The sequence below is a fragment of the Kribbella sp. NPDC055110 genome (assembly GCF_053607525.1).
In genome coordinates this window covers 1-24,035 of record NZ_JBSGTS010000009.1, presented here as the reverse complement: position 1 = coordinate 24,035, position 24,035 = coordinate 1, and the positions used below count along the sequence as shown (strand labels likewise).

Annotated in this window: 18 protein-coding genes; 14 read left to right on the top strand and 4 right to left on the bottom strand. The window is 68.5% G+C overall.

Annotated elements, in window-relative coordinates:
- Positions 1-236: 236 nt before the first annotated feature.
- Together ACWF0M_RS16105 and ACWF0M_RS16100 are read left to right on the top strand one after the other, a co-directional pair.
- Positions 237-4,595 (top strand): S8 family serine peptidase, encoded by a 4,359-nt coding sequence (locus ACWF0M_RS16105; protein ID WP_452236439.1) that lies wholly within the window; start codon positions 237-239, stop codon positions 4,593-4,595.
- 199 nt (positions 4,596-4,794) lie between these two features.
- Positions 4,795-5,733, top strand: a complete 939-nt coding sequence (locus ACWF0M_RS16100) for a type IV toxin-antitoxin system AbiEi family antitoxin domain-containing protein (RefSeq protein WP_452236438.1) — start codon at positions 4,795-4,797, stop codon at positions 5,731-5,733.
- Positions 5,734-5,769: 36 nt separating this feature from the next.
- Here ACWF0M_RS16100 and ACWF0M_RS16095 read toward each other — a convergent pair whose 3' ends face one another.
- On the bottom strand, positions 5,770-6,315 hold the full coding sequence (locus tag ACWF0M_RS16095; RefSeq protein WP_452236437.1) for a winged helix-turn-helix domain-containing protein: 546 nt from the start codon (positions 6,313-6,315) through the stop codon (positions 5,770-5,772).
- Between the two features lie 231 nt (positions 6,316-6,546).
- Here ACWF0M_RS16095 and arfA point away from each other — a divergent pair, with 231 nt between their 5' ends.
- The 9 genes from arfA to ACWF0M_RS16050 all read left to right on the top strand — a co-directional run bounded on the left by arfA (position 6,547) and on the right by ACWF0M_RS16050 (position 18,605).
- Positions 6,547-7,644, top strand: a complete 1,098-nt coding sequence (arfA, locus tag ACWF0M_RS16090; protein ID WP_452236436.1) for a channel-forming protein ArfA/OmpATb — start codon at positions 6,547-6,549, stop codon at positions 7,642-7,644.
- A gap of 116 nt (positions 7,645-7,760) precedes the next feature.
- Positions 7,761-8,372 (top strand): sunset domain-containing protein, encoded by a 612-nt coding sequence (locus ACWF0M_RS16085; RefSeq protein ID WP_452236435.1) that lies wholly within the window; start codon positions 7,761-7,763, stop codon positions 8,370-8,372.
- 41 nt (positions 8,373-8,413) lie between these two features.
- Positions 8,414-8,629 carry a hypothetical protein gene (locus tag ACWF0M_RS16080; protein ID WP_452236434.1) on the top strand — a complete coding sequence of 72 codons (216 nt, stop codon included), beginning with the start codon at positions 8,414-8,416 and terminating at the stop codon, positions 8,627-8,629.
- Between the two features lie 57 nt (positions 8,630-8,686).
- Entirely contained in the window at positions 8,687-8,938 is a 252-nt protein-coding gene (locus ACWF0M_RS16075; protein WP_452236433.1) for a hypothetical protein, read from the top strand.
- 258 nt (positions 8,939-9,196) lie between these two features.
- Entirely contained in the window at positions 9,197-10,930 is a 1,734-nt protein-coding gene (gene treS, locus ACWF0M_RS16070) for a maltose alpha-D-glucosyltransferase (protein WP_452236432.1), read from the top strand.
- Positions 10,931-12,343 carry a maltokinase N-terminal cap-like domain-containing protein gene (locus ACWF0M_RS16065; protein WP_452236431.1) on the top strand — a complete coding sequence of 471 codons (1,413 nt, stop codon included), beginning with the start codon at positions 10,931-10,933 and terminating at the stop codon, positions 12,341-12,343.
- 82 nt (positions 12,344-12,425) lie between these two features.
- Positions 12,426-15,416 (top strand): AfsR/SARP family transcriptional regulator, encoded by a 2,991-nt coding sequence (locus ACWF0M_RS16060; protein WP_452236430.1) that lies wholly within the window; start codon positions 12,426-12,428, stop codon positions 15,414-15,416.
- 71 nt (positions 15,417-15,487) lie between these two features.
- Entirely contained in the window at positions 15,488-17,716 is a 2,229-nt protein-coding gene (gene glgB, locus ACWF0M_RS16055; protein WP_452236429.1) for a 1,4-alpha-glucan branching protein GlgB, read from the top strand.
- A 10-nt stretch (positions 17,717-17,726) separates the two neighbouring features.
- Complete coding sequence (locus tag ACWF0M_RS16050) at positions 17,727-18,605, top strand: NUDIX hydrolase (protein WP_452236428.1); 879 nt, start codon at positions 17,727-17,729, stop codon at positions 18,603-18,605.
- On the opposite strand, the gene ACWF0M_RS16045 is transcribed toward ACWF0M_RS16050, so the two are convergent.
- Together ACWF0M_RS16045 and ACWF0M_RS16040 are read right to left on the bottom strand one after the other, a co-directional pair.
- Complete coding sequence (locus ACWF0M_RS16045) at positions 18,595-19,407, bottom strand: aminoglycoside phosphotransferase family protein (RefSeq protein WP_452236427.1); 813 nt, start codon at positions 19,405-19,407, stop codon at positions 18,595-18,597. The genes ACWF0M_RS16050 and ACWF0M_RS16045 overlap by 11 nt on opposite strands.
- 10 nt (positions 19,408-19,417) lie before the next feature.
- Entirely contained in the window at positions 19,418-19,795 is a 378-nt protein-coding gene (locus tag ACWF0M_RS16040; protein WP_452236426.1) for a DUF4870 domain-containing protein, read from the bottom strand.
- Positions 19,796-19,876: 81 nt separating this feature from the next.
- Between ACWF0M_RS16040 and ACWF0M_RS16035 the strand changes: the two genes are divergently transcribed.
- Together ACWF0M_RS16035 and ACWF0M_RS16030 are read left to right on the top strand one after the other, a co-directional pair.
- Complete coding sequence (locus ACWF0M_RS16035) at positions 19,877-20,773, top strand: alpha/beta hydrolase (RefSeq protein WP_452236425.1); 897 nt, start codon at positions 19,877-19,879, stop codon at positions 20,771-20,773.
- Between the two features lie 17 nt (positions 20,774-20,790).
- The gene (locus ACWF0M_RS16030) at positions 20,791-21,723 is read left to right on the top strand and encodes an RNA polymerase subunit sigma-70 (protein WP_452236424.1); all 933 of its coding nucleotides are present in this window, start codon (positions 20,791-20,793) and stop codon (positions 21,721-21,723) included.
- Here the strand turns inward: ACWF0M_RS16030 and ACWF0M_RS16025 are convergent.
- Entirely contained in the window at positions 21,704-23,101 is a 1,398-nt protein-coding gene (locus ACWF0M_RS16025; protein ID WP_452236423.1) for an MFS transporter, read from the bottom strand. The two genes, ACWF0M_RS16030 and ACWF0M_RS16025, sit on opposite strands and share 20 nt — an antisense overlap.
- Before the next feature lie 24 nt (positions 23,102-23,125).
- Here ACWF0M_RS16025 and ACWF0M_RS16020 point away from each other — a divergent pair, with 24 nt between their 5' ends.
- A complete protein-coding gene (locus tag ACWF0M_RS16020) occupies positions 23,126-23,542 on the top strand; it encodes a MerR family transcriptional regulator (RefSeq protein ID WP_452236422.1) in 417 nt (138 codons plus the stop codon).
- Positions 23,543-24,035: the final 493 nt, after the last annotated feature.

The following is a 24,035-nucleotide window of genomic DNA, read 5'->3' as shown; positions in this document are numbered from 1 at the left end:
CAGGTGTGCTTGTTACCACGTTGTTCTGACACATAAGGTCCACGACAGGCTCGCGGTGTCACATGCCGCGACAGCTCAGTCACACAGGGGGGCACAGAGCGTTCCTACGCCCTCCTGCAGCAATTGCAGCAATTGACTCGGGGGAGTCGACTCGGGGTCGTTTCAAGTGAGGGGCTGCAGAGATGTCACATCACCGAAAGGGACTCGCCAGATCACTGGCGGGCGCCCTCGCGACGGTGGCAGTCGTCGCAACCAGTCTGGCCGCCGCCGGCCAGGCCCAGGCTGTATCTGATGCTGGACCACCCACCAAGCCGGAGACCGCGGCTTCCAAGATCAAGCCAGAACTGCTGGAGAAGCTGGACGGCAAGGACGCCAAGTCCGCGACGGACTACTGGGTCCGGTTCGCGGCCAAGGCCGACCTGACCGCCGCCGGCAACATCACCAACTGGGACGAGCGCGGCACCGCAGTGGCCGCCGCGCTGAAGAAGGCCGCCGCGGACAGCCAGGCGAAGATCCGCGCCGAGCTGGACGCGCAGCACGTGAAGTACCAGTCCTTCTGGGGCACGAACGCGATCCGCATCGAGAGCGGCTCGCTCGAACTCGCCCAGAACCTGGCCGGTCACACCGAGGTCGAAGGTCTGTACGCGCCCGTGCAGATCGAGGTACCGAAGGTCACGCCCGGCCAGCAGGAGAAGGCGATCCAGTCCGTCGAGTGGGGCGTCGCCAACATCAAGGCGAACCAGGTCTGGTCGCAGTACGGCGACAAGGGCGAGGGGATCGTCGTCGCCAGCATCGACACCGGTGTGCAGTACGACCACCCGGCGCTGGTGAACCAGTACCGCGGCAACAACGGTGACGGCACCTTCAACCACAACTACAACTGGTTCGACGCGGCCGGCACCTCGCCGAACGCACCGTCCGACGGCAACGGCCACGGCACCCACACGATGGGCACCATGGCCGGCGACGACGGCGCGGGCAACCAGATCGGTGTCGCCCCGGGCGTGAAGTGGATCGCCGCGAACGGCTGCTGCCCGAGCGACGCAGCGCTGATCTCGTCCGGCCAGTGGATGCTCGAGCCGACCGACCTCGCCGGGCAGAACCCGGACGCGAGCAAGCGGCCGAACGTCATCAACAACTCGTGGGGCTCGACGCTGCCGTCGAACGACCCGTTCATGGAGGACATCACCCTGGCCTGGACCGCGTCCGGGATCTTCGGGACGTTCGCCAACGGCAACAGCGGCTCGGCCTGCAACACGTCCGGCTCGCCGGGCAGCCTGACGAGCAACTACTCGGCCGGCGCCTACGACATCAACAACAACATCGCGTCGTTCTCCGGCCGCGGTGTGGGCCAGGACGGCACCATCAAGCCGAACATCTCGGCCCCGGGTGTCAACGTCCGCTCCAGCCTGCCGGGCAACACGTACGGCGCCTTCAACGGTACGTCGATGGCGACACCGCACCTGACGGCCGCCGTCGCACTGCTCTGGTCGGCCTCGCCGTCCCTCAAGGGTGACGTCGCGGCCACGCGGGCGCTGCTGAACTCGACCGCGATCGACACACCGAACAGCCAGTGCGGCGGCACCGACGCGAACAACAACGTCTTCGGTCAGGGCCGTCTGGACGCGCTGGCGCTCGTGAGCGCGGCGCCGATCGGCGACACCGGCACGCTCTCCGGCACCGTCACCGCCGCAACCGGTGGTGCCGCTCTCGCCGGCGCCAGCGTGACGGTGAAGGCGGAAGGCAAGCCGGACAAGACGCTGACCACCAGCAGCAACGGCACCTTCTCGTCCGTGCTGGCGGCCGGCGACTACACCCTGACGGTCGCGTCGTTCGGCTACGCGACGCAGACCGCCACCGCAACTATTACTACTGGTCAGACCACCACCAAGAACTTCGCTCTGGTGAGCACTCCGCAGGTGAGCGTCGGCGGTACCGTCACCGACGGCTCCGGCCACGGCTGGCCGCTGTACGCGAAGGTGTCGGTCGAGGGCCCGGGTGGCGTGTTCGACTACACGACCCCGAGCAACGGCCGGTACAGCCTCAAGGTCCCGTCCGGTGCGGCGTACTCGCTCAAGGTCGAGTCGAAGTACCCGGGCTACCAGGCCGTCAGCCAGCCGATCACGGTCGGCACCGGCAACCTGACGCAGAACATCGCCGTACCGGCCGACGGCAACTCGTGCAGCACCGCGCCCGGTTACAAGTGGGGCTCGGACGGCGTCTACGAGACCTTCGACTCCGGCGCCACGCCGAGCGGCTGGACCGTCGTCGACAACAAGGGCAACGGTCAGGTCTGGAAGTTCGACGACCCGGGCAACCGGGGCAACCTGGCCGGTGGCAGCGGCAAGTTCGCCGTCATCGACAGCGACAAGTACGGCGGTAGCGGGTCGCAGGACACGTCGCTGGTCAGCCCGGTCGTGGACCTGACCTCGGTCACCGCTCCGGTGATCCGGTTCAACCAGGACCTGAACTACCTCAGCGGTGAGAAGGCCGACGTCGACCTGTCGATCGACGGCGGCACCACCTGGAGCAAGGTGCTCGCGCAGACCGCCGACGCCCGCGGCGTCAAGGAGATCGCGATCCCGCAGGCGGCCGGCCAGTCCGCGGTCCAGGTGCGGTTCCACTACTACGACGCGTCGTACGAATGGTGGTGGGAGGTCGACAACGTACTCGTCGGCAGCCAGATCACCTGTGTGCCGACCGGCGGCGGCATCGTCGTCGGCAACGTCAAGGACGCCAACACGAACGGCTTCGTGAACGGCGCCGTCGTCACCCGTGACGGCAGCACCGAGTCCGCAACCACCGTGGCGACGCCCGAGGACACCGGTCTGAACGACGGCTTCTACTGGCTGTACTCGTCCGCGGACGGCGACCAGGGCTTCACCGCCAAGGCCGGCAACTACGTCAGCGCGACCGCGACCGTCGGGGTCGAGGCGGACTGGACGACCACGGCCGACTACTCCCTCAAGGCCGGCCAACTGGCCGTCACGCCGGGCGCTGTCGCCGGCACCCTGAGGCTGCCGACCGGCAAGGTGACCAAGTCGTTCAAGGTCACGAACACCGGCGGCGCACCCGTCGACGTGAAGTTCGGTGAGAAGGACAGCGGTTTCGTCCTGCAGAACGCGAACGGCTCGACGACGACCAAGGCCCAGGTGGAGAACGGGCCCGGTGCTCCGCTGCAGCGGCTCGCCGTGGACACCTCGTTCGCCCGGATGCTGACGGGCAAGACCGGCAGCGCGCCGGCCGCCGCGAAGCCGATGGCGGCTCCGTGGACCGACATCGCCGACTATCCCGCGTCCGTGATGGACAACCGGGTGGTCAGCCTCGAGGGCAAGACGTACTCGATTGCCGGTGGCAACGGTAGTGCGTCGACCGGGAACAGCTACGTGTACGACCCGGCGACCCTCGCCTGGACCGCGATCGCCCCGCTGCCGGGTGCTCGCAACGCCATCAGCGTCGGCGTCATCGGCGGCAAGATCATCGCCAGCTCCGGCTGGGGAGCAGCCGGCCCGGCGCCGGAGACCTGGTCCTACGACCCGGCCGCCAACGCCTGGACCGCACTGGCCGCCAACCCGGCCCCGCGGGCCGCGGCCGGTCAGGCCGTGCTCGACGGCAAGCTGTACGCCGTCGGCGGGTGCACCACCTCCAGCTGTCTGCCGATGAGCAACACCGTCGTCCGGTACGACGCGGCGGCGAACGCCTGGGAGACGCTGGCGAACTACCCGCAGTCGGTCGCGTTCGCGTCCTGCGGTGCCATCGACGGCAAGCTGTACTGCGCCGGTGGCAACGACGGCACGAACTCGCTGAAGGCGGCGTACGTCTACGACCCGGGAGCCGACTCCTGGACCGCGATCGCGGACGCTCCGGCCGATCACTGGGCGGCGTCGTACGCCGTCGCCGGTGGCAAGCTGCTGGTCGTCGGCGGTGTCCAGGCCGGTGCCGTCACCAACGCCGGGTTCTCGTACGACCCGTCGGCGGACAGCTGGACCGCGCTGCCGAACGCCAACCTGCCGCGGTACCGCGGTGGCGCGGCGTGTGGCTTCTACAAGATCGGCGGCTCGTCCGGCAGCTTCAACGCGACCCCGGACAGTGAGGCCCTGCCGGGTCTCGAGGACTGCTCCGAGTCGTCGGCGGACGTGAGCTGGCTGTCCATCGACCAGACCGAGGTCACCCTGGCCCCGGGCGCGTCGACGACCGTCAAGGTCACGCTCTCCGCGAGCGTCGACCAGCCCGGCATCTACAGCGGCGCCGTGACGATCGGCGAGAACACGCCGTACACCGTCGCTCCGGTCGGCGTGACGATGACCGTCACCCCGCCCAGCACCTGGAGCAAGCTGCAGGGCACCGTCACGGGCGTCAGCTCGTCCGGCGCCTCCGCCGCCCTCCCGGGTGCGATCGTCCAGGTGGACTCGTGGGCGCAGTCGTACACCTTCATCACCGACAAGGACGGTAAGTACGCCTACTGGCTCGACCGTCGCAACAACCCGCTCACCCTGATCGCCGCGAAGGACGGCTACAAGCCCCAGACCCGCACCACCAAGCTGGTCGCCGGCACCCCCGTCACCGAAGACTTCGCCCTGAAGTCGATCAAGTAACCCCAACCCAAAACTCGGCCCCCGGACCACACGGTCCGGGGGCCGAGCCCTTTCCGGAGGGAGTGGGGAATCCACCGCACCTGAGATGACAGGTAGGACTCCCCACTCCAAGGACTTGTACACAGGGGGGAAGTGGGGGGCGGTTTGGGGTGGGGATTGGTGCATGTTCTTGGGGGTGGAACGGGAATTCGATGAGGTTTTGCAACGGCAACTGGGAGCGTTCAGCCGGGCGCAGGCGAACGCGTCGGGGATGTCGGACCGGTCGCTCGCGGCGAGGTGCCGGGCGGGACGTATTCAACGGCTCTATCGCGGCGCATACGTGTGCTTCTCCGGTCCGGTGCCCTGGGAGACGCGGCTGTGGGCCGCGTGGCTGGCGTACGGGCCGGAGGCGGCGCTGGCCGGCGAGACCGCGCTTCGGCAGTACGGGATCGATCGAGGCCGGAGCGAGGTGATCCGGCTGGAGATACCGCACCGGCGCAGGTTGCGGGGTGAAGCCGGCGTTGTCATCACGCGGACCCGCGACTTCGCCCATCGCGTGCTTGGATCGCGGGAGCCGCCGATGGTCCGGCTCGAAGTCGCTGTCCTGACGGTCGCGAGTCGTCGGGCCCGCCCGGACGATGCGGCGGCGCTGGTACTCGACGTCTGTCGTCAGCGTCGTACGACGCCACAACGTCTGCTCGCTGAGTTGGCCCGGATGCAGCAACTCCCCCGGCACGGCCTGCTCGTCCAGGTACTGCGCGACGCTGCGGAGGGAGTCGAGTCGTTCCTGGAGCTCTTCTACCTACGCAAGGTCGAACGGGCGCACGGGCTTCCGGCCGCCAGGCGACAGGTTCGGGTAACCGGCGAGGACGGCGTGGTCTACCGCGATACCGAGTACGACTACGACCTGATCGTCGAACTGGACGGTCGTACTGGACATGAGGACGCCGGCTCCCGCTGGCGCGACATGACCAGGGACAACGCGGCGCTGATGGCGGCGAAGGCAACCCTTCGGTTCGGTTACCAGATAGTGAGTGACCCCTGCGGTGCTGCCGTCCAGGTCGCCACGGTCCTCCGTGCCCGGGGCTGGCCCGGCGCCCCCACCTCGTGCGGCCCCGAGTGTCCGATCGGGTTGGGGAATGCAGCGAACCTGCATTGACCTGCTGGATTCCCCACGATGGACCGGCCAGGTTTGTCAGGTGGTGGGGAGGAGGTGGAAGCCGACGCCTCGGACTGCGTGGATGGTGACGGTGGCGCCTAGGTTCGTGAGTTTTTGGCGGAGGCGTTTGACTACCGAGTGGATGTGCGAGCCGTGGCCCAGGTGTTCGTTGCCCCAGACGGCGTGGTGGAGGCGTTGGTACGTCCATACGCGGCCGGGTTCCGCTACCAGGCAGTGCAGGAAGTCGTGCTCGAGCCGGGTCAGGGGCATCTCGCGGTCCTTCCAGCGGACCACGCGGCGGTCGACGTCCAGGCGCAGTTCGGCGACCGGCTCGGGTGCACGCACCGCCTGCATCCGCCGCTCCACGGCCTGTACTTTCGGTACGGCGCCTGTCGCACTGACAGCTGCGCTCGGGGCGACTGTTACGCCGGTCAGGTCGAGGAATGCGCGGGCCTGGTCGGCGTTCGAGACCAGGAGCAGCGCGTCGGCGCCGCCGAGCAGGCGGGCCAGGTGGACTCGTTCGGCTGTGGACGCGGCCACGCCGATGATCAACGACGAATCCGACGGCCTCTCCAACGGCATCACAAGCTCGCCCCTCCCAGTCGAACCGGTCGGACCTAAGTACTGTTCACGGTGCGAACTAAGTCAAGCGATTCACGGGGCAGCGGGCTGGCACATATGCGTCCTGTCCGAGACCGGACAGGCAAACCTTCGCAAAACCTCGCGACGCTCCTCGGACAGGTGTGCGATCGGCCCGCCAAGCGGAGTAGTCTCCTCGCGCACGGTCACTCTGACCGCATCCACGGAGGAACAGTGCCCGGTCTCGTTCGACGGCCGCTCGTCATCTGGTTGCTCGCGGCCCTCGCAGTCCCTGTACTGCTGACGGCTGTGCTGATTCCGGCCAGAGCCGGCACCACCGAGGACGACCTCCGCGAACGCACCACGGCCGCACTGAAGGCGCGCGGTATCGAAGCCGGAAGCGTCGACTTCGACGGCCGGAACGCGCGCGTCACCGTGCCGTCCGGAGTGGATCCGGGTGTGGTCCAGGAGGTCGTCTCCGGCGTCGACGGCGTACGGTCGGTCGAGCTCGTGAACGGGCAGGCCGCTACGCCGACACCTGCTCCGACGAGCAGCAGTACGCCGGAGAAGTCCGACGTACCGGCGTTCGAGCTCGGGCGGACGGACCGGTCGATCCGGGTCCAGGCGCCGGTGCGGAGCCAGGCGGTCAAGGACGCGCTCGCCGCCGAGGTCGACCAGTTGCTCGGCGAGGACCGCGAGTACGACGACCGCACCACGATCGACGCCGCGAACGGGCTCGCCGAGGCGTCGACGGTGTCCGCGCTGCTGCGGGCGCTGGCGATCGGTGGCGGTGATGCCTCGGTGCGGTACGACGGGGACACCGTCACGTTGTCGGGCCAGGTGCCTGACCAGGCGACCAAGGCGACGATCGGACGGGCCGCCGCGGCAGCTGTTCCGGGCGCGGTGATCGCGGACGAGCTGGCGCTGCCGGCGCCGCCGAAGAGCGCGGTCAGCGAGCCGTGCCGTACCTTCCCGAGCCGGCTGGCCGAGTTCAGCCGGCAGTACCCGATCAACTTCCTGTCCGGTACGCCGATCGTGAACGACGCGTCGAAGCCGTCCGTGCTGAAGGCCGCCGCCGTCCTCAAGTCGTGTACGACGATGCGCGTCGAGGTGGCCGGTCACACCGACGACCTGGGCTCGCCCGCGAGCAGCCTGCCGTTGTCCGAGCACCGGGCCGCCGCGCTGAAGGCCGAACTGGTGCGGCTCGGGGTCGGTGCGGACCGGATCCTCGCGCACGGGTACGGCGAGGCGTTCCCGATCGCATCCAACGCCACCGGCGCCGGGCGGGTCGCGAACCGCCGCGCCGAGATCCGAGTAGTGCAGGGGAATTGAATGAGCTGGCTGATCGCCGAGACCTGGATTCTGCTGCTGGTCGCGTTCGTACTGGGCAGCGCGGCCGCCTGGCTGGTGTACAGACTCGTCCGCCACTCGGCAAGAGGAGCACGCTCATGAGCTGGCTGCTGCGTGACAACTGGCTCGGCTCCCTCCTCGCGTTCGTAGTCGGCGCAGGCATCACCTGGCTCCTCCTGGACCGCCGCCGCCCCGCCCCCGCAGGCCCACAGCCTGCCGCTCACAACCCCGAACCCGCCTCCGCCCCCAACCACCTGACTCCCCCAGCCGCCCCACCAACAGCCAAGCAAGCCACCCCGGCACCAACAGCCGAGCCGGCACAGCCGATCTCGCCCGTCGGGCACGCGCCGGCGGGTTCCGGGGGTTCGGTTGGGGCGGTGGGGCAGCCGGTGTTTTCTCAGTTGATGGGTGGGGAGGAGACGCTGTTCGACCACATCCAGCCGGCTGCGGACACGGCTTCGGACGCGCCTGCCGACGTACCGGCTGGACGGTACGGCGAGGGGTCGGCGGATGCGGTGCCGCATCAGGGGCCGCCGGACGGGTTCACGATCAAGGGGAACGCGCAGTCGATGCTGTTCCACACGCCCGATTCGCCGTACTACGGCCGCACCAAGCCGGAGGTCTGGTTCCGCACCGAGGCCGACGCCGAGCGGGCCGGCTTCACCAAGTACACGCGCCGTCCGCGCAAGGCCGCGGACCCCCGCGACTGACCCCGCCGACTGACCCTCTGCGACCGACCCCGGGAGAGACCGTGCGACGCCAGCTCCACCTTCCCTTCATCATCGGCCAGGAAGAAGACGGCATGTGGATCTCCGAGGCGGCCGTCACCCCGGACATCTTCGTCTCCGGCGAGGGCGAGACCCGCGAGGCCTCCCTCGCCGACCTCCGCCTCCAGATAGCCCGCGTAGTAGCCGATTCCGGCGCCCCCGAACAACTCGTGGTCGACGTCGAAGTCCCGGACAACTGACCCGCACACAGTCCTACGCTTTCGGCAGGCCCCAGACTGAGAGAAGGAGGCCCGGTGATGGGTGAAGAGACGTCTCGGAGGGAGCCTGGTTCTGGTGTGCAGGGGGCGGGTGAGGTGTTGACGCCGGATGCTGTGATTCTTTCGGGGGAAGGGCAGGAGGGGCGGAACGTCAATGCGGACGAGGCGTACCCGGGTCTGCAGTCGGTGAACGTGCGGGGGCTGATGCGGCGGTACCGACGTGGTGGTGGTCGTGGTGGTGCGGGCCAGCAGACCGCGAAAGAGCGTGACGAGCGGTCGCCGCGGCGGTGATCCCGCGGCGGTGAACCGGCCGCGCCGAAGTCCGTCGTACCTGCCGTCATCGAATCGCAGTGTGGGCGGATCGCGTGGCCTATTTGCTTGTACTGGCAAAGGGCCGCCAGACTGTGCGGAACGCCTTGCGGACCCCGTCCGGCCGACGGCGTCACCACATCACCGCTGTACTCCCGGAGTCGTCCGGGCTCAACGCACTGCCCTCCCCTTTTAGGTGCGCCCGAACGGGGTACGGGACCTTAGGTTTGGAGACACCCGATGGAGGTGAGCGTGACCGACATGCTGCCGGAGCAGCACCACGGACTGACGAAGAGTGACCCGCTGTGGTTCAAGCGGGCCGTCTTCTACGAGGTCCTCGTGCGGTCCTTCAAGGACTCGAACGCCGACGGCATCGGCGACCTGCAAGGCCTGACCGAGAAACTCGACTATCTCGAGTGGCTCGGTGTCGACTGTCTCTGGTTACCGCCGTTCCAGCCCTCACCACTCCGTGACGGCGGATACGACATCTCCGACTACACCGGCGTGATGAGCGAGGTCGGCACGATCTCCGACTTCGCCGCGCTGATGGAGGCCGCGCACGCGCGCGGGATCCGGATCATCGTCGACTTCGTGATGAACCACACCTCCGACCAGCACCCCTGGTTCCAGGCGTCGCGCGAGGACCCCGAGGGTCCGTACGGCGATTTCTACGTGTGGTCCGACACCGACGACAAGTACTCCGACGCGCGGATCATCTTCGTCGACACCGAGACCTCGAACTGGACCTGGGACCCGGTGCGCGGGCAGTACTTCTGGCACCGGTTCTACGCCAACCAGCCGGACCTGAACTTCGAGAACCCGGCCGTCGGCGACGCGATCCTCGAGGCGCTGACGTTCTGGCTCGACCTCGGCGTGGACGGCTTCCGGCTGGACGCGGTGCCGTACCTGTTCGAGTCCGAGGGCTCCAACTGCGAGAACCTGCCGCGCACGCACGAGTTCCTGAAGCGGGTCCGCAAGGAGGTCGACGCGAACTACAGCGACCGGGTCCTGCTGTGCGAGGCGAACCAGTGGCCGGCCGACGTGGTCGAGTACTTCGGCGACCGGGACTCCGGCGGCGACGAGTGCCAGATGGCGTTCCACTTCCCGGTGATGCCGCGGATCTTCATGGGGGTACGGCGGGAGTCGCGGTTCCCGATCTCGGAGATCCTGGCCCAGACGCCGGAGATCCCGGACACCTGCCAGTGGGGCATCTTCCTGCGCAACCACGACGAGCTCACCCTCGAGATGGTCAGCGACGAAGAGCGCGACTACATGTGGGGCGAGTACGCGCAGGACCCGCGGATGAAGGCGAACATCGGCATCCGCCGCCGGCTCGCTCCGCTGCTGGACAACGACACCAACAAGATGGAGTTGTTCACCGCGCTGCTGCTCAGCCTGCCGGGCTCCCCGATCCTGTACTACGGCGACGAGATCGGCATGGGCGACAACATCTGGCTCGGTGACCGCGACGGCGTCCGTACGCCGATGCAGTGGTCTCCGGACCGCAACGCCTCGTTCTCGACCGCGACACCGGGCAAGCTCAGCCTGCCGGTGATCATGGACCCGGTCTACGGTTTCCAGGCGGTGAACGTCGAGGCCGAGATGGAGAACGCCTCGTCGCTGCTGCACTGGACCCGGCGGATGATCCAGACCCGCAAGCAGCACCCGTCGTTCGGCATGGGCAGCTTCACCGACCTGGGCGGCTCGAACCCGAGCGTGCTGTCGTACGTCCGGGAGTTCGGCGACGACGTCGTGCTGTGCGTGAACAACCTGTCGAGGTTCCCGCAGCCGATCGAACTGGACCTGCGGCAGTGGCAGGGCGTGGAGCCGATCGAACTTCTCGGTGGCGTGCACTTCCCCACGATCGGTGAGTTGCCCTACCTTCTGACCCTCGGCGCCCACGGTTTCTACTGGTTCCGGCTGCCGGTGGCGAAGCCGGAAGCACAGTCGGAAAAGCATGAGGAGAGCATTTAAGTGACTTCCCATCTGGACCAGGTCCAGTCCTTCTGCGCGAGCCAGAGGTGGTTCGGGGAGAAGGGACACGACGTTCACGTCGAAGCGGTGGCCACGTCGACGTGGCTGTCGGACGCGGACGCCTGGCCCGCGGTCCGGATCGGGTTCGTCTACTGTGCGGGGCCACCCGGGGCGGAATCCCCGATCCGGGTGTACCAGCTGCCGCTCAGCTACCACCGCACGCCGGTCGAGAACCTCGGCCACGCGCTGGTCGGTGAGTGGACCGAACCGGACCTCGGCGACACCGAGGTCTGGGTGTACGACGCCTTGTACGACAAGGAAGCGACGCCGTACTGGCTGGACGGGATCACGCACGGACGGAAGCTGGACGGGTTGGAGTTCCAGCCGGTCCAGGCTCCGGAGGGGTCGATCGAGGTGCCGGAGGACGCGCAGTCGCTGGTCCTCACGGTCGAGCAGAGCAACACGTCGCTGGTGTTCGGCGACGTCGCGTTGCTGAAGGTGTTCCGCCGGCTCGAGCCCGGGAGCAACCCCGGGGTGGAGATCGAGTCGGCGCTCACCGAGGCCGGGTCCGAACTGGTCCCGGAGGTGCTGGGGTCTGCGCGTGGTCGGTGGCCACGCGCGGGCGGTGGCACCGACAGCGGCGAGCTGGCGATGATGACGGCGTTCCAGAAGAACGCGACCGACGGCTGGACGTTCGCGACCTCGTCGGTGCGGGACCTGTACGCCGAGGCCGACCTGCACGCCGAGGAGGTCGGCGGTGACTTCGCCGCCGAGTCGCACCGGCTCGGCGCGAGTACGGCACAGGTGCACTCGGAGCTGGCGAAGGCGCTCGGCACCGACATCTGGGAGCCGGCCAAGCTGGTCGAGCACGCGAACGCGATGCGCCGCCGGCTCGAGAAGGCCGCGGCCGCAATCCCGGAGCTCGCGCCGTACGCCGGCGGACTGGCGCGGGCGTTCGACGCGCTGGCGGCGTACGACCAGCCGGTGACGGTGCAGCGGATCCACGGCGACTTCCATCTCGGTCAGGTGCTGCGGACGATCGACGGCTGGAAGCTGATCGATTTCGAGGGCGAGCCGGCCAAGTCGCTGGTCGAGCGGCGGGCGCTGGACACCGAGGTGAAGGACATCGCCGGGATGCTGCGCTCGTTCGACTACGCGGCCCGGTCGCTGCTGGCCGATCACCAGGGCGACCAGCAGATCGCGTACCGCGCGGCCGAGTGGGTGGCCCGCAATCAGCAGGCTTTCTGCGACGGGTACGCCGAGACGGCGGGCAGCGATCCGCGCGAGCAGAGCGTGCTGCTGAACGCGTTCCTGGCCGACAAGGTCATCTACGAGACCCTCTACGAAGCCCGCAACCGCCCGACCTGGCTACAGATCCCGCTGTCGGCCGCCGCGCAGTTGGCCGATGGGTGATACCCCAAATCTCCACCAAGTAATCCTCTCGTGGCTGAGAATTACAGAGCGCATGTGAACGCTCACTGCAATACTTTTGGGTATGTCGCCCGAGCCACCACAGTTAGAGGTCCTCGTCCTCGGGCCTCTCGCGGTCAGGCTCGGCGGCAATCGGGTCGCGGTCGACCGCCCGCTGGAGCGTGCGCTGCTGGTCCGGCTCGCGCTGGCCGGCGGCCTGTCCGTACCTGACCACCGGCTGGCGACCGACCTGTGGGGTCACGTCGATCTGGCCCGCCCGACGGAGCGGTTGCGGGTGCTCGCGTCCCGTTTGCGTGGCGCGATCGAGGCCCCCGAGGCGCTGGTCCGGGTCAACGGCGGCTACGCGCTTGCGGCTCGGCTCACTGACCTGACCGCAGCTCGTGTAGCGGCCGAGCAGATGCATGCGGCGGTGCGGTCGGGGGACCACTTCGCCGTACGTACGGCGGCACGCGCCGCGCTGGCGCAGTGGCGGGGGCCGTCGCTGGCCGATCTGCGCACGGTGCCGTACGCCGTGGCGGAAGGCGAGCAACTGGACGCGTGGCGGCTGACGCTGCAGGTGGAGCGGCTGGACGCGGAGCTCGCTCTCGGACACGCCGCCGAGGCTGCGCGCGAGCTGGAGGCTCTGGCGGCCGAGAACCCTTTGCACGAACGGCTCTGGTGCCTGCTGGCCCTGTCGCTCTACCGGACCGGCCGGCAGGCGGATGCACTGACGCGGCTGGCGAAGCTCCGGGGCCGGCTGGCCGACGAGCTGGGCGTGGACCCGGCCCCAGACACCGCTGCAATGGAGCTGCGCCTGCTCCGCCAGGACCCGTCCCTCCTCCCCGAACCCGTCACGCCCCCTCCCCCCGTCACCACCCCTGGCTCCGTCACAACCTCAGCCCCCGCCACGACCCCTGCCTACGTCACCACCTCAGCCCCCGTCACTACCTCATCCCCCGTCACGTCATCGGAGCCAGCACCTGCGCTGCCGGCTCCGATGACCAGCTTCGTCGGCCGTCACCAGGAGCTGGCTTCACTCGTGGAACGGCTCGGCCAGCCCGGCCTGGTCACGCTGACGGGCGGACCGGGCAGCGGGAAGTCCCGGCTCGCGTTCGAGGCGGCGCGGGCCGTGGCGAGTCGCGCCGTACGGCTGGTCGAACTAGCGCCGTTGCAGCGTGAGAGCGCCGTACTGGAAGCGATTGCGGGTGACGACGCCGGCGGTCACGATCCGATCGGTGCAGCCGCGGCGGCGCTGGACGGTTCGGTGCTGGTACTCGACAACGCCGAACACGTGGTCGAGCAGACGGCCGAGATCGTCGCCGCGTTGCTGCAGCGGGCGCCCGGCCTCACGGTCCTGGTCACCTCACAGCGGCCCTTGCAGCTCGCAGCGGAGGAGGTCCGGCCGATGCCGCCCCTGGACGCGCTGGACGCAGCCCGGCTGTTTAGCGAGCGGTCTGCAGCCGACGCGCAGGGTGCCGACCCAGAGCAGGTTGCAGCGATCTGTACGGCGGTTGACCGATACCCGCTCGGCATAGAGCTAGCCGCCGGTCTCACGAGGACTCTGACCGTGCCGCAGCTGGCCAAACGGTTGGCCGACCGCATGCGGTTGCTGGTCGCCGGTGCGCGGGATGCGCAACTGCGGCACACCAGTCTGGTCGCGGCACTCGACTGGAGTCACCAGCTCCTCGGCGACGCGGAGCGCGCCGTACTGCGTCGCATCGCGGTGTTCGCGGGCGGCTTCACCTTGGAGGCTGCAGAACAGGTCGCTGTCGATCCCCACGACGTAGCAGCGGCGCTTACTGAGCTGGCAGACCGGAGTCTGCTGACGGTCGAGGCCGTGAACGGGCGGCGGTTCCGGCTGCTGGAGACCGTGCGCGACTATGCGCTCGGAAAACTCGAGGAGGCCGGTGAAACCGAGCTGGCGCGGGCGGCGCAGCTGGAGTGGGCGGTCGGCTTCGTCGAAGCGGTAGGCCGCGCTGACGACGACTTCGCCTCGGCCGAGTCCGTGGCCGCGGTCTTCGTGGAGTGGCCGAACCTGCTCGACGTACTGGACCGCGCACCCGGGACGGACCGCGCGGTGGTCGGGCTGCGGCTGGCCCTCGCGTTGCACACGCCCTGGCTGATCCGAGGCATGTACGCCGAAGCCGCACGACACCTCGACGCGCTCGCGGACGCACCCGGTGCGACCACGGCCGAGAGGGTGGCTGCGCTGAGCAAGCACGGTTTCGTACTGACGATGCGTAGCCAGTTCGACCAGGCGGCGGAGTCGTTGACCGAGGCCGAGGCGCTCGCCCGGACTCAGGACGACGACACGCTCACGCTGACCGCGCTCTACTACCGCAGCATCGTCGAGATCGAACGCGGTCACCTCAGCGACGCGTTCACCCCGTTGCTCGCCTGTCAGTCCCTCGCGCGGACCTCGCCGCAACACGAACGCAGGCTGTCGGCATGCACCGACGCGCTCGGCACGCTGTACGTCTACACAGGCCAACCGGCCAAGGCGCTCGAGTGCTACGAGACGTGCATCGTTGCGGACCGCGAGTACGGCGACGAGCACGGCCTGTCCCGTGGTCTCAGCAACCTGGCCGGTGCACTGGTCGGCCTGGAGCGGTACGACGACGCGCTCAAGGCAGCCAACGAGTCCGACCACTACGCGCGCCGGCTCGACGACCGACAGATCCTGCCGCTCAACGAGGTGATCCGCGGGCTGGTCGCGATCGCCGGCGGGGATCTCGACGCCGGGGAGAAGTTCCTGCGCGCCGCGGTCGAGTACGCGATCGCGGACGACGGCGGCGTCACGCACGCGTACATCGACCTGGCCGATGTCCTGGTCCTCCAGGACGAACTAGACGAGGCCGCCAACCTCCTGGACGCAGTCTTCGCGGAAACCCCCGCCCACAGCACATCTTGGCTCGCGGCACGCGCGGTCGCCGCGGCCCTCGCACTAGCCCAGGGCAACCGCGACCACGCCACCACCCTGGTCACCGAAACCACCACGGCGTACACCCGAACCGGCTTCGCCTGGCCCCGCTACACCACCCGCCTGGACGCCGTTCGCGCCGCTTTGGCTGGTTGAGTGCGTGTACTTCGGGACTCGTCGGGTACGGGGTGCACTGTGTGGCGTCTTGATCGGGCAGGATGGGACTTATGGGAGAGCGTGAAGCTTTTGAGGAGCCGGTGGTGGCGGTCGAGGAGCCTGTGGTGACAGCGGTTCCGGTCGCGCGGACCGATCTCGAACGATTGGTCGCCGGTACCTTCCACGATCCTCATCAGGTGCTCGGCCCGCATCTCGGCGAGCACGGCGTCACCGTCCGCGCGCTACGCCCGTACGCGAACAGCGTGACGGTGCTGTACGACGACCAGCGGCTCGCGCTCCGGCACGAACACGACGGCATCTGGGTCGGCGTACTCGATATCGACAAGGTCCCGGACTACCGCCTCGAGGTCACCTACACCGACGGTCCCGCGACCGAGGTCGACGACCCGTACCGGTACCTCCCGTCGCTCGGCGAGGTCGACCTGCACCTGATCGGCGAGGGCCGCCACGAGCAGCTGTGGACCGTGCTCGGCGCCCACGTGCGGCGCTACGAGGGCCCGGGCGGCGCCGTGACCGGTACGTCGTTCGCGGTCTGGGCCCCGAACGCGCAGGGCATCCGGCTGACCGCGGACTTCAACTTCTGGGACGGCCGCGCGCATCCGATGCGCTCGCTCGGCGGCTCCGGCGTGTGGGAGCTGTTCGTTCCCGGCGTCGGCCCGGGCACGCGGTACAAGTTCGACATCTGCGGCCGGGACGGTGTCTGGCGGCAGAAGGCCGACCCGATGGCGAACCTGGCCGAGACTCCCCCGGCGAACGCGTCCGTCGTGCACGAGTCGACGTACGAGTGGGACGACGCCGCCTGGCTGGAGCGGCGCGCCGCGGCCGAGGCGTACGCCGAGCCGATGAGCGTGTACGAGGTGCATCTCGGCTCGTGGCGCAAGGGCAAGTCGTACCGCGAGCTGGCCGACGAGCTCGTTGCCTATGTCAACGAGATGGGCTTCACCCATGTCGAGTTCATGCCGGTGATGGAGCACCCGTTCGGCGGCTCGTGGGGCTACCAGGTCACGTCGTACTTCGCTCCGACCTCGCGGTTCGGCGACCCGGACGACTTCCGGTTCCTGGTCGACAGGCTGCACCAGGCCGGGATCGGCGTACTCGTCGACTGGGTGCCCGCACACTTCCCGAAGGACGCCTGGGCGCTGGCCCGGTTCGACGGTACGCCGCTCTACGAGCACCCGGACCCGCGGCGCGGCGAGCAGCCCGACTGGGGCACGCTGGTGTTCGACTTCGGCCGGCCGCAGGTGCGCAACTTCCTGGTCGCGAACGCGCTGTACTGGGCCGAGGAGTTCCACATCGACGGCCTGCGGGTGGACGCGGTCGCCTCGATGCTCTACCTGGACTACTCGCGGCAAGAAGGTCAGTGGATGCCGAACCAGTTCGGCGGCCGCGAGAACCTGGAGGCCGTGTCGTTCCTGCAGGAGATGAACGCGACGCTTTACAAGCGCGTCCCGGGCGTGATCACGGTCGCGGAGGAGTCGACGTCTTGGCCGGGCGTCACCCGCGCGACGCATCTCGGCGGGCTCGGGTTCGGCTTCAAGTGGAACATGGGCTGGATGAACGACTCGCTCCGCTACCTGGAGCACGAGCCGGTGCACCGGCAGTACCACCACCACGAGCTGACGTTCTCGATGATGTACGCGTACTCCGAGAACTTCGTCCTCCCGCTGTCCCACGACGAGGTCGTGCACGGCAAGGGGTCGCTGCTGCGGAAGATGCCCGGCGACCGCTGGCAGCAGCTGGCGAACCTCCGCGCGTACCTGGCGATGATGTGGGCGCACCCGGGCAAGCAGTTGCTGTTCATGGGCTGTGAGTTCGGCCAGGAGTCGGAATGGTCGGAGAAGGGCGAGCTGGACTGGTGGCTGCTGGAGCACAGCGACCACAAGGGTCTGCAGGACCTGGTCCGCGACCTGAACCGGGTCTACAAGGACAACCCGGCGTTCTGGCGGACCGACCACGACGCGGAGAAGTTCAGCTGGATCGACGCCAACGACGCCGGCAACAACGTGTTCTCGTTCGTCCGGTACGGCGAGGAAGGCGAGCCGACCGTGGCGTGTATCGCGAACTTCTCCGCGCTCCCGCACTACGGCTACCGTCTCGGCCTGCCGTACGCCGGCCGCTGGGAGGAAGTCGTCAACACCGACGCCAACGCGTACGGCGGATCCGGCGTGGGCAACTTCGGCGCGGTGGAGGCCAACGGCGTGCCGTGGCACGGCATGGAGTCGAGTGCCGAGCTGTCCGTGCCACCCCTGGCGACGGTGTACCTGCGCTTCACCGGGTAGCGTTCACGGCGTGACCGCCTTACATCCCCTGTCAGATGGCGACCTGACGCTGCACCCTTCGCAGCCGAACGGGCAGGTGGTGACCTTCGACGTCGAGCACGGCGAACCTCTCGGCAAGGTCGAGGTACGCCAGACCACGCCGGGCGTCGGGCTGGTCACGTGGGCGTTGGACGGCGGTCCCGGGGCGGCTCAGCAGGCTCTGCGACTCGTGACCGAGTACGCGTTCGGTGAGCTCGGGTTCGAGCGGTTACAGGTCGAGGTCGACCCCGAGCTGCACTCGTCGGCCCGAGTCGCCATCCGTTCCGGTTTCCGGCGAGAAGGTGTACTGCGGGGCGCCGCGCTGGTGGAGGGCGAGCGCCGGGACGTCGCGATCTACGGGATGCGCGTCGACGACCCCCGTCCGGAAACGGTGACGGGCTGGACCGCGTTGATGGACTCGACGCTGCCGAAGAAGCGGGTGATCGCGCACGTCGTCGTACGCGACACCACCGGACGGGTGCTGCTCTGCCAGGTCAGCTACAAGAAGGACCTGGAACTGCCGGGCGGCGTCGTCGAGCCGGACGAGGACCCGGCGACCGGTGCGGCCCGCGAGATGGAGGAGGAGCTCGGTACGGCGCTCCCGCTGCTCGGCGTACTCGCCATCGACTGGCTGCCGCGGTGGGAGGGCTGGGGCGACGCCGTCGAGATCCTGTACGACGGTGGCGTGCACGACCCCTCGCTCATCGACCGGTTGCAGCCGGACGGGTTCGAGATCCGCGGCATCTCGTGGCATGCGCCGGACAAGCTGGCCGGGCTGGTCTCGCCGCTGAATGCGCGCCGGCTCCCGATGCTCCTGGACGCGCCGGATCAGCTGCACAACCTCAGGAACGGCTCACCCATCACCTCGTGAGCTGGTTGACACACCAGACGTAGTGCCCGTCGCCGGCGTTCTCGTCGTACACGGTGGCGGTGACGATCGCGTACGCCTGCCGGTACAACCGCATCCGCTCCCGATCGTGCCCCAACTCCACAAACCGCTCAGTCAGCAGATCATCCAGCCGCCGCGCATCCGGCGAGTACATGTCGAAAAACCCCGCCGCCAACGAGGCTTCGAATGCGCTGTCCCCCGCCGTAGACAAAAACCCCCAGTCCAAAACCGCAGCCACCCGCCGACCGTCCATCAGCACGTTCGGCGGACAAACATCCCCATGCACAACGCTCAACCCACCCCCGAGCTGAGCGAGGCCGTCCAGCACTTCCTCCAACAAGCCTGAGAAACCGGCGACATCACGCTCCAGGTAACCGGTTGAGACTTCCGCGCGCCGTCGTACCAAGCCCGCCAAACTCTCACCCCAAGAACGCCCCCAGAACGCCTGCCCCACCACCGGCATCTTCCTGCTCGCCGGCCCGGGATGTGTGGTGCGCAGCGCCTCCACCACCGTCACAAACGCATCCAGCGCAACCTCTTCCGGCAGCCCCGCCTCGTGCAGCGGCACGCCGGTCAGCTTGTCCTCGACGCTGACCGCCAGCCCGTCCTCCCCCGCCGTGATCTCGCGGATCCGCGGCGTCCGGAACGGCAACTCGGGCAGCTCGTCGAGGAACGCCTTCAACGGCCGCACGTCCTCCGGCCGGCGATCGAACCAGACCTTCCGCACGGTCCCGTTGCCGAGATCGTAGACGGCCCCTTCCATCCCCTGCCCGATGAGTTCCACCGGGCAGACCCTAGTGGACGAAGCGGATCGTCAACGGATACCGGTAATCGTTCCCACCGGCGGCGGCGACCGTCGCGAGAACGATCACCACCAGCGCCGCGATCGCCCCGATTGCGACCAGCGGTACGACGATCAGCACCCCGAGACCGAACGTGATGAAGATCAGCACGGCCGAGATCGCCGAGTAGATCAGCAGCGAGATCTGGAAGTTCAGCGACTCCACCGCGTGCCGCCGTACGAACTCCGAACGGTCCCGGAACACCAGCCAGACGATCAGCGGGCACAGGAACCCCATCGCGAGCCAGGCCGCGACCAGCACCCCGATGTGCGCGACCAACGCCCACGTGCGCTCCTCCGAGGCCGATAGCGGCGGCCCAGGCGTACTCATACCTCAGTCAAGCACACCGATTCCTTTTCGCGGCGTCCTCGGTCTGTACCGGTGACAGACCTGCAACGAAAGGGACGCACGATGGCGAGCAAGGAGTCGGAGGCGGTACGGCGGCACTGGGCCGCGAATCGGAAGGCTGCCGAGGAGAACCTCCAGGACGGCGATCAGGAGCTGGCCGATCATCGCTGGGCCGAGCTGACGACCGAGCCGGCTGACGTGGACTACCTGGCGGTGCCCGGCCGCCGGGCGCTGTGGATCGTGCCGCACGAGGCGGCGGCGGACCGGGTACTGCTGTGCCTGCACGGCGGCGGTTTCATCGGCGGATCGCAGTACTCGCACCGGAAGCTGTTCGCGCACCTAGCCCGCGCGGCTGGCGCGCGGGCGCTGGTCTTCGACTATCCATTGGCGCCCGATCACACACATCCGGCCCAGGTCGACGACGCGGTCGACACGTACCGCTGGCTGCTCGACCAAGGCATCGCTCCCGAGCACGTCCTGTTCACGGGCGACTCGGCCGGCGGTGGGCTTGCGATCACCACGCAGCTACGCGCCCGCTCGGTCGGCCTGCCGCTGCCCGCAGGCGCGATGCCGTTCTCGCCGTGGGTGGACTTCGAGGCGACGGGTACGTCGTACGACGCGAACCGAGACCGCGACGCGTTCTTCCACCGGGATCTGGTCCGCGGACTCGCCCGGATCTTCCTCGGACCGGAGGGCTCGCCGCGCGACCCGTTCGTGAACCCGCTGTACGGCGACCTGACCGGGCTCGGACCGATCTACGTCCAGGTCGGCGGGGACGAGGTACTGCTGGACGACGCGCAACAACTCGCAACTGCCGCGGAGAAGGCCGGGGTGGAGGTGCAGCTGGACGTGTTCCCGGAGATGCAGCACACGTTCCAGATGGCGGCCGGGCGCGCGCCGGAGGCGGATGATGCGATCCAGCGGATGGGACGCTTTGCTCGGCGGGTGCTGGGGCTGTGACGATCGAGGGAGTGGTGATGAGCGAGTTCGGCCTGACTGAGCCGTTCCGCAAGGAGTTGCTGGCGCACTGCTACCGGATGCTCGCGTCCGTGCACGAGGCCGAGGACGCGGTGCAGGAGACGTACCTGCGGGCGTGGCGGTCGTGGTCGTCGTTCGAGGGCCGCTCGTCGGTGCGGGTCTGGCTGTACCGCATCGCGACCAACGTGTGCCTGACCGCGCTCGAGCAGCGCAGCCGCCGCGCCTTGCCCTCCGGTCTGGGAGCGCCTGCCACTGACCTCACTCCCGGAGTGCCGCCCGACGATCCCACGGTGCGCTTCGTGGAGCCGATCGCCGAGACCCTGGTCGCCTCCGATCCCGCGTCGATCGTCACCGTCCGGGAGAGCCTGCGGCTGGCGTTGATCGCCGCCCTGCAGTACCTGCCGCCGAAGCAGCGCGCCGTACTGATCCTGCGAGAGGTCCTCGCCTTCCCCGCCGCCGAGGTCGCCACGATGCTCGACACCTCGGTCGCGGCCGTGAAGAGCACGCTGCAACGCGCCCGCGCCCGACTGGACGAAACTGCGCCGTCGCAGGGCGAGGTCTCGGCGCCCACCGACCCCGAATCGCTAGCACTGCTAGATGACTACATCGCCGGCTTCGAGAACGCCGACATCGCTGCTCTAGAACGCGCTCTCCGCGCGGACGCCGCGATCGAGATGGTCGGTACGACGACGTGGTTCAACGGTCGCGTGATGTGCCTGCAACTCCTCGCCTCCGCCGTCGGCGCACCGGGTGACTGGCGGATGATCCCGATCATCGCGAACGGCCAGCCCGCAGTGGGGGCCTACTTCAAGGGCGAGCCGTACGGTGTCGCCGTACTCACGCCCACTCCGACCGGCCTAACCCACATCCACGTCTTCAGCGACCCGAGCCTCGTCACGTACTTCGGCCTGCCTACAGTTCCTGCACCGTAAGACGCGCGCGGCGGCTCGTGCTGATGAGAGCCAGCGCCAGTACGACGAGACCCATCGCGAGCGTCGGCCACCAGACAAGGTGCTCGGCGCGGACGAATCGCCGCGGATCGGTCGTCGCGGTGGCTCCGACGATCGATCCGGCGATCGCGACACCGAGCGATATACCGGTTTGCCGGCCGACCGACGCGAGCGAACCGGCCAGACCAGCCATCGACCCGGGCATCCCCGACACGGCCGAGTTCGCGATCGGCGGGTTGATGGTGCCGAGGAAGACGCCGAAGAACAGGAAGACCGCGAGCACCATCGGCAGCGGCGTCGACGCCTGGATCGTGAGCGAGGCGAGCGCTCCGAGCGTCAGCGCCGTACCGGCGACGACGAGTGGCAGACGTGGACCGCGCGAGCCGACGACCCGGCCCGTCAGCGGTGAGAGGACGCAGATGAGGAGACCGACGGGCAGCATGCAGAGGCCGGCGTCCAGGGCGGACAGGTGGCGAACGCTCTGCAGGTAGAGCGTGGTGACGAACAGGAACGCGCCGAACCCGGTGTAGGCGAACAGCGCGATCACCACGGCCGAGCTGAACGGGACGCTGCGGAACAACCTGAGCTCGAGCAACGGCTCCGCGCGGCGGCGTTCGTACGTGATCAGCAGTACGGCGGCAACCGCAGCCGCGACGATCAACGGCGTACTCCACCCGTTCTTCTCGATGATCGCGGACACCACGCTGCCGAGGAGCACGACGACGAGGAGCTGGCCGATCGGGTCGAAGCGGCGGCCGTGTGCGGCGCGCGACTCGGGGACGTACAGGCTGGTGAAGATCACCGCTAGGACGACGATCGGCAGGTTCACCCAGAAGATCGACCGCCAGCCGAGGCCGTCGACGAGCGCGCCGCCGAGGATCGGGCCGAGAACGAGCGACAGGCCGGCCGTCGCACCGAAGATCCCGATCGCGCGGGCCCGCTCGGCGCGGTCCGGGAACACTGTCACCACGATCGCCATCGCGACCGGGTTGAGCATCGTGCCGCCGACGGCCTGGACAGCGCGGGCTGCGATCAGCGCTTCGATGCTGGGGGCGAGGCTGCAGAGGAGCGAGCCGAGGCCGAAGACGGTGAGGCCGAGGCGGAACATGCGCTTGCGCCCGTACCGGTCGGCGGTCGAACCGGCCAGCAGCAGGAAGCTCGCCAGCACCAGGGTGTAGGCGTCGACGGTCCACTGCAGGCCGGCCGTCGAAGCGCCGAGATCGTCCCGGATCGCGGGCAGTGCCATGTTCACGATCGAGATGTCCATCACCGAGATCAGCAGGCTCGCGCAGCAGATCGTGAGGACCAGGTACCTACGTCTACTGGTCAGACCAGTGTCCTCGAGCGTTGGAAGGGTCATACCGGCAACGCTAAGATTTAGAGCGTGCTCGAAGTCAATGAACGCGGGATCAGCATCGCCGAAGCCGCCGAACGCACCGGCGTCAGCGTCCACACGCTGCGGTACTACGAACGCGCCGGCCTGGTCGTCACCACCGTCGACCGCACCGCCGGCGGGCGCCGCCGCTACCGCCAGATCGACCTGGACTGGATCAAGATCTGCACCAGATTCCGCGCCACCGGCATGCCCATCCGCACCATCCGCCGGTACGCCGAACTAGTCATCGCCGGCCGCGGCAACGAGAAGGACCGCCTCGAACTCCTCGAGACGCACCGCGCCGAGATCCTCACCCAACTGGCCGGCCTCACCGAGAGCCTCGAACTCATCGACCACAAGATCGACGTCTACCGAGGCCGCCTGCAAGCAGGCGACGCCGACCAACTCTGGGCCCCCCGCGAGTAACCGCCCCACCCCCACATTGCCCCCACCGACCCACCCCCTCGCTGCCCCCACCGACCCACCCCTCGCTGCCCCACCGACCGGCCCCGACCGAGCCCGACGAGAGCCCCGCACGCGAGGGGACTGATGTGTGGGCGGTCGACGAGTTCCAGGGCGACGTCGGACTCGGTGTGATCCGCAGCTCGACAGGATGTGTCAGGTGGCCGGGTAGTGCACCTGAGCGTGAACGAGTCCGCGCGTACACCGTCTCACCGGTGCACTACCTGTCGAACTTGCACATCACACCGCCACCAGGTCCGTGCCACCACCAACCCGATAACACAACACCCGCACCTCCGGCAGAAGCATCGGATATCCCCTGGCGTTGTGCCTTCTCCCCTCGCATACCAACAGAGAACCCAGGCGGATTCATGCGGTGGTTGCAACACCGGGTGGATTTGCTTGGTCGGATAGTAGTTTGTCGAGGGCTTCGGTAGGGGTGCGCCAGGCCAGGCGT

Excerpts from the sequence above, each read along its gene's own strand:
- ACWF0M_RS16085 (WP_452236435.1), top strand. The coding sequence starts at position 7,761 with ATGAGCTGGCTGCTGCGTGACAACTGGCTCGGCTCCCTCCTCGCGTTC.
- treS (WP_452236432.1), top strand. The coding sequence starts at position 9,197 with ATGGAGGTGAGCGTGACCGACATGCTGCCGGAGCAGCACCACGGACTG.
- ACWF0M_RS16075 (WP_452236433.1), top strand. The coding sequence starts at position 8,687 with ATGGGTGAAGAGACGTCTCGGAGGGAGCCTGGTTCTGGTGTGCAGGGG.
- ACWF0M_RS16095 (WP_452236437.1), bottom strand. The coding sequence starts at position 6,315 with ATGCCGTTGGAGAGGCCGTCGGATTCGTCGTTGATCATCGGCGTGGCC.
- ACWF0M_RS16035 (WP_452236425.1), top strand. The coding sequence starts at position 19,877 with ATGGCGAGCAAGGAGTCGGAGGCGGTACGGCGGCACTGGGCCGCGAAT.
- ACWF0M_RS16030 (WP_452236424.1), top strand. The coding sequence starts at position 20,791 with ATGAGCGAGTTCGGCCTGACTGAGCCGTTCCGCAAGGAGTTGCTGGCG.
- ACWF0M_RS16025 (WP_452236423.1), bottom strand. The coding sequence starts at position 23,101 with ATGACCCTTCCAACGCTCGAGGACACTGGTCTGACCAGTAGACGTAGG.
- ACWF0M_RS16060 (WP_452236430.1), top strand. The coding sequence starts at position 12,426 with ATGTCGCCCGAGCCACCACAGTTAGAGGTCCTCGTCCTCGGGCCTCTC.
- ACWF0M_RS16040 (WP_452236426.1), bottom strand. The coding sequence starts at position 19,795 with ATGAGTACGCCTGGGCCGCCGCTATCGGCCTCGGAGGAGCGCACGTGG.
- glgB (WP_452236429.1), top strand. The coding sequence starts at position 15,488 with ATGGGAGAGCGTGAAGCTTTTGAGGAGCCGGTGGTGGCGGTCGAGGAG.